Annotated in this window: 6 protein-coding genes; 5 read left to right on the top strand and 1 reads right to left on the bottom strand. The window is 73.4% G+C overall.

The window, feature by feature from the left end; all coding sequences use genetic code 11:
- A partial coding sequence (locus FNH05_RS31440) for an APC family permease (RefSeq protein WP_144592483.1) occupies positions 1-929 on the bottom strand: 929 nt, incomplete at its 3' end.
- 80 nt (positions 930-1,009) lie between these two features.
- On the opposite strand from FNH05_RS31440, the gene FNH05_RS31435 reads away from it, so the two are divergent.
- The 5 genes from FNH05_RS31435 to FNH05_RS31415 all read left to right on the top strand — a co-directional run bounded on the left by FNH05_RS31435 (position 1,010) and on the right by FNH05_RS31415 (position 5,084).
- Positions 1,010-2,158: a sensor histidine kinase gene (locus FNH05_RS31435; protein WP_144592482.1), complete on the top strand. Its 1,149-nt coding sequence runs from the start codon at positions 1,010-1,012 to the stop codon at positions 2,156-2,158.
- Positions 2,155-2,829 (top strand): response regulator transcription factor, encoded by a 675-nt coding sequence (locus tag FNH05_RS31430; RefSeq protein WP_144592481.1) that lies wholly within the window; start codon positions 2,155-2,157, stop codon positions 2,827-2,829. The genes FNH05_RS31435 and FNH05_RS31430 overlap by 4 nt, the downstream gene beginning before the upstream one ends.
- Before the next feature lie 78 nt (positions 2,830-2,907).
- Positions 2,908-3,624 (top strand): ABC transporter ATP-binding protein, encoded by a 717-nt coding sequence (locus FNH05_RS31425; RefSeq protein ID WP_144592480.1) that lies wholly within the window; start codon positions 2,908-2,910, stop codon positions 3,622-3,624.
- Positions 3,621-4,424 (top strand): ABC transporter permease, encoded by an 804-nt coding sequence (locus FNH05_RS31420; RefSeq protein ID WP_144592479.1) that lies wholly within the window; start codon positions 3,621-3,623, stop codon positions 4,422-4,424. Before FNH05_RS31425 ends, FNH05_RS31420 begins: the two co-directional genes overlap by 4 nt.
- A 6-nt stretch (positions 4,425-4,430) precedes the next feature.
- The gene (locus tag FNH05_RS31415; RefSeq protein WP_144592478.1) at positions 4,431-5,084 is read left to right on the top strand and encodes an ABC transporter permease; all 654 of its coding nucleotides are present in this window, start codon (positions 4,431-4,433) and stop codon (positions 5,082-5,084) included.
- Positions 5,085-5,250 lie beyond the last annotated feature (166 nt).

Raw genomic sequence — 5,250 nt, 5'->3', positions numbered from 1 at the left:
GACGGGTAGCCCGCCTGGTAGGGCGTGGCGTGCGTGACCGAGGCGAGGTAGGACACGCCGCCGACGAGGAACCCAAGCACGCACGCCATCACGGTCAGCACCTTGCGGGCGTTGCGCCCCTGCGGTTTGCGGAAGGCGCTGACCGTGTTCGAGATGGCCTCGACGCCGGTGAGCGAGGACCCGCCGTTGGCGAACGCGCGCAGCACCACCAGGATGGTCGCCCCCATCACCAGCCCGTTGCCCTGCTGGACGGGGACCGCACCGGCCAGCTGGGCCGGGTCGTACCGGGGCAGCGTGCCCGCGAAGTCCCGCACCAGCCCCACCACGATCATCAGGACGACCATGCCGGCGAAGAAGTAGGTGGGCACCGCGAACGGGCGGCCCGCCTCCCGCAGCCCGCGCAGGTTGGCGTAGCACAGCAGGACCACCACGGCGATGGTGATCTCCAGGTGGTAGGGGCCCAGCACGGGGATCGCCGAGACCACCGCGACGGTGCCCGCCGCGGCCTGCACCGCCACCGTCACCACGTAGTCGATCAGCAGCGCCGCCGCGGCGATCTGCGCGAAGCGCGGCCCGAAGTTCTCGCGCGCCACCACGTACGAGCCGCCCGCGCGGGTGTAGGTCATCACCACCTGGCGGTAGGACGCCGTCACCAGGATCAGGATGAACAGGATGATCCCGGTGATCGGCAGCACGAGGGAGAAGGCGGCCAGCCCCGCGTAGGGCAGGAGCTCGATCAGGATCTCCTCGGTGCCGTAGGCGGAGGACGAGATCGCGTCCGGGGACAGCACGCCGAGGGCGACCGGATTGGACAGCCGTTCGCTGTGGAGCCTGCTGCTGATCAGGGGCCGTCCGAGCAGGAGGCGCTTGAGGATGTAGCCGACCGATTCCGGCACGGCGACCGGCTGGCGGCCGGGACGTTCCGCCATGCCTCCATCTTGTGCGCCAAACCGCCCCGGGGCCACCGAAGCCGCGCCCGGTGCCACTGCCCCGGCGTTACAGTCGGCCCGTGTCCCGGCTCCGCCTCCCCGCAAACCTTCCCCCGTTCGTGATGGACGCCGCCGTCGTGCTGGGGTGCCTGCTGGTCTTCTGGCGGCCGTCCGGCCCGGCGGCCACCACCTCCCCGGTGCTGCGGCTGGGCCTGGGCTGCGTACTCGTCGCGGGGGTGCTGGTCCGCTCACGATGGCCGCTCGCGGCGTTCACACTCACCGCCGCGGCGACCTTCGCCGGGCTGCTGCTGGGGGTGACGACCGACCCGTTCGTCGCCGCGGCCTGGACGCTGTATCCGCTGGCGGTCCGCCACGGCGGCGGTTTCTCGCCCGCCGTGCTCACGGCCGTGCTCGGCACGCTGCTGTTCGCCCTCACCTTCCTCGGCAGCCCGCGGCTCGCCCCCGTCCTGCGGTTCGCGCTGCTGATCCTGCTGGTCCTGGCCGGGACCTGGCGGCTGGGCGCGGCGGTGCGGCGGGCACGTGAGGAGGCCGGGCGAGCCGCCCGCGCCGAGCGGGACCGGGCGCTGCTGGCGGAACGCCTCCGGCTCGCGCGAGAGGTGCACGACGTGGTGTCGCACTCGCTGAGCACGATCGCGGTCACCGCCGGGGTCGCCGCGGTGACCGCCTCCGGCGATGCCGGGCGGATGAGAGACCGGCTCGCGGACATCGAACGGGTGAGCAGGGCGGCGCTCGGGGATCTCCGGGGCGTGCTGAGTACTGTGCGCGAGCCCGTCGAGCCCGCCGAGCCCGCCGAGACCGGCGGACACCGCCCCGCCCCGGGCCTGCGGGATCTCCCGGAACTGGTCGAGCGGGCGTGCGAGGCGGGGACACCGGTCCGGCTGGACGTGGCGAATCCCGAGGTGGTACCCGCCGGCCTCGGCCTGGCCGTGTACCGGATCGTGCGGGAAGGGCTGGTCAACATCGCGCGGCACGCACCGGGAGCCCGGTCCGTGGTCACCGTCGGCGGCGGGGGCGGCCGGGTCGAGGTCGAGGTCGTGAACGAGGCCGTGAGCGAAGGCACCCCGCCGCGGTCCGGAGAACCGGGCTACGGCCTGCTGGGCCTGCGCGAGCGGGTGGAGTCGCTGGGCGGGCGGTTCACCGCTGGCCCCCGGCCCGGGGGCGGATTCCGGCTCCACGCGGTCATTCCGGTGCCGGAGGAGGCGCGATGAGCGAGCGCATTCGCGTCCTGGTCGCGGAGGACCAGGACCTGACCCGGGCCTCCCTCGGCGAACTGATCGCCGGGGACGGGGCACTGACCCTGGCCGGGGAGGCCCGCGACGGCCGGGAGGCGATCCAGGCGGTCGCGAGGCTCCGCCCGCAGGTGGTGCTGATGGACATCCGGATGCCGGTGCTGGACGGGCTCGAAGCCACCCGGGCGATCTGCGCGTCCTCGCCTTCGGCCAAGGTGATCGTCCTGACCACGTTCGACCTCGACGAGTACGTCTACGAGGCGCTCAAGGCGGGAGCTTCCGGTTTCCTGCTCAAGGACGGTCCCGTCACCGAGATCCCCAAGGCGATCCGCACCGTCCACGAAGGACACGCCATGCTCGCGCCCGAGGTGACGCGGCGGGTGATCGCGGACTTCGCCGCGCGCCGCGTCCGGCGGGCTCCGGCACGGGCCCGGTTCGACGGGCTCACCGGCCGCGAACGCGACGTGGTCGCGGCGATCGTGCGCGGCCTGTCGAACGACGAGATCGCCGCGGACCTGTTCCTCAGCCTTGCCACGGTCAAGACCTACCTGAGCAGGCTGTTCGCCAAGCTCGGCGTCCGCGACCGCACCCAGCTGGTCATCCTCGCCTACGAATCGGGGTTCGCGGAAACGCTCAGCCCCGGCGGGTGACCAGCGCGCGGCCCCCGTCCGCGGTTTTGTCAACCTTTGGCCGATGTGGGTGGCGGGGTCCGCACCCACCCTGGACCCATGATCGAAATCACCGGACTCACCAAACGCCACGGCCGGAGAACCGTCGTGCGGGACATCGGTTTCACCGCCCTGCCCGGCCGGGTGACCGGATTCCTGGGGCCGAACGGGGCGGGGAAGTCCTCGACCCTGCGGGTGCTGCTCGGCCTCGACTTCGCCGACGCGGGCACCGCCCTCATCGCCGGAAAGCCCTATCGGGAACTGGACCGTCCCCTGCGCACCGTGGGCGCCCTGCTCGACGGTGGCGGCGCGCACCGCTCCCGCACCGCCCGCGCCCACCTGTCGTGGGTGGCCGCCAGCAACGGGATTTCCCGGAAGCGGATTCCGGAGGTGCTCGAACTGGTCGGGCTGGGCGAGGCCGCCCGCAAACGGGCGGGCACCTTCTCCCTGGGCATGGCGCAGCGGCTCGGGCTGGCCACCGCCCTGCTGGGCGAACCCGAGGTGCTCGTCCTCGACGAACCGGTGAACGGCCTCGACCCGGAGGGCATCCGGTGGATGCGGCGGTTCCTGCGGTCCTTCGCGGCCGAAGGCCGGACCGTCCTGCTCTCCAGCCATCTCATGAGCGAAACCGCGGCCACCGCGGACGATCTGGTCGTGATCGATCGCGGCCGGATCGCCGCGCGGGGAACCGTCGCGGAGATCACCGGCGGCCACGCCGGCCTGGAGGAGGCGTTCTTCGCGCTGACCACTGGTACGGACGGGGGACGCACCCGGTGAAGCTGGTTTTCGCCGAGTTCCGGAAACTCTTCTCGCTGCCGTCCACCTACGTCGCGATCGGCCTGTCCCTCGCCGGAACGCTCGGGATCGCCGCGGCGAACGTCCTGTTCGCCGCGGCGAACGTCCTGTCACTGCGGGCGAAGCTCGACTCGGGCAACCTCGGCCCGCTCCCCCGTGCCGGCACCCTCGACGCGGGCTTCGCCACCACGGTCATCGGCACCATCGGCGTGATCGTGCTCGGTGTCGTCGTCGTCAGCAGCGAATACAGCCGGGACACCGATGATGCCGCCCACGGCAGGCAGATCGTCACCACCCTCGTGGCCCTGCCCCGGCGCGGAGCGCTGATCGCGGCGAAGGCGCTGGTCGTCGCGCTCACCAGCGGGGTGCTCGCGGCGGTCGCCATCCCGGCGACGATCCTGCTGTCGCAGTCGCTGCTGGGACGGCACGGCCACCCGGCGGCCGAAGCCGTCTCGGCCCTCGCCCCGCGGGCGGCGGGCGAGATCCTGTACTGGGTCCTGACCGCGCTGCTCGCGTTCGCCATCACCACGCTCGTCCGCAGCGGGGTCGTCCCGCTGGTCGTGCTGATCACGAACACGTCGCTGGTGTCGGTCACCCTCCTGCTCGCCCGGTGGCTGCCGCCCGCGAGGTACCTGCCCGACGTGGCCGGGACCCAGATGTTCGCCGTCGGCTACCCGGCCCCGGACATGCTGTCCCCGGTGTCCGGTGGCGTCGTGATGGCGCTCTGGACGCTCGCCCTCCTGGTGGCCGCGGCGATCGTGTTCGCCCGGCGGGACGCGTGAGGCGCCGTGATCCCCCGTCTGCCGTCCGCGACCCGCGCGGAACTGATCAAGCTCGGCACCCTGCCCGCCGTGCTCGGCACGATGGCCTCGACGGTGCTGGTCATGCCGGTCCTGACCGTGGCACTGGCCCGCACCGGGCACACCGCGGGCCTGCCTGCCACCGCCTACGCCCAGGCGGGCCCGATCCTGCTCGGTGTTCTCGCGGGGGCTGGCGAATACGCCGGCGGCCGGATGCGGACCACCCTGCTGGCCGTCCCGGACCGGCGGGTGCTGCCGGCCGCGAAGACCCTGGCCTGCCTGGCCATGGCGGCGCTGACCGCGCTGCTCGCGGTGACGGCCGCCGGTCCCTTCGCCGGATGTGGAGTCCCCACGCTGCTCGGCGCCGCCGCGTATCTCGTGGCGATGGGGCTGTTCGGCTTCGCGGCCGCGCTGCTGCTCCGCAGGGTCGTCGCGGCGCTCGTGTCGGTCCTGGGGCTCGTCTTCGTCGTCTCCCCGCTCCTGGCCGGGGTGACCGCCGCCGCGCGCTACCTCCCCGACCGCGCCGGGGCCTTCCTGTACGGGGCGGCGCCGGGTGAAGGCACGGCCGCGGCGGTGCTGGCCGGGTGGCTGGTGTTCCTGCTGGGCGCCGCCGGTCTCGCGCTGGCCGTCCGGGATGCCTGAGCCTTCCGGCGCGGGCTTGCCCCGGCCGCTAGGCTGCCCGCCATGAACCGGGCGAGCAGGCGGTGGGCCGCGGCAGCGCTGACGGCGGTGTCCTCGCTGCTCCTGGTCGCCTCCGCCTCCCCGCTGCCGCCCGCACTGGCGGCTCACCCGACGGAAACCCCACGAG

Source organism: Amycolatopsis rhizosphaerae, from assembly GCF_007713715.1.
GTDB lineage: Bacteria > Actinomycetota > Actinomycetes > Mycobacteriales > Pseudonocardiaceae > Amycolatopsis_E > Amycolatopsis_E rhizosphaerae.
This window is presented reverse-complemented; position numbering and strand designations above follow the sequence as displayed.

Bases quoted from the DNA above. Each gene is read 5' to 3' on its own strand.
- FNH05_RS31430 (WP_144592481.1), top strand. From the start codon at position 2,155: ATGAGCGAGCGCATTCGCGTCCTGGTCGCGGAGGACCAGGACCTGACC.
- FNH05_RS31425 (WP_144592480.1), top strand. From the start codon at position 2,908: ATGATCGAAATCACCGGACTCACCAAACGCCACGGCCGGAGAACCGTC.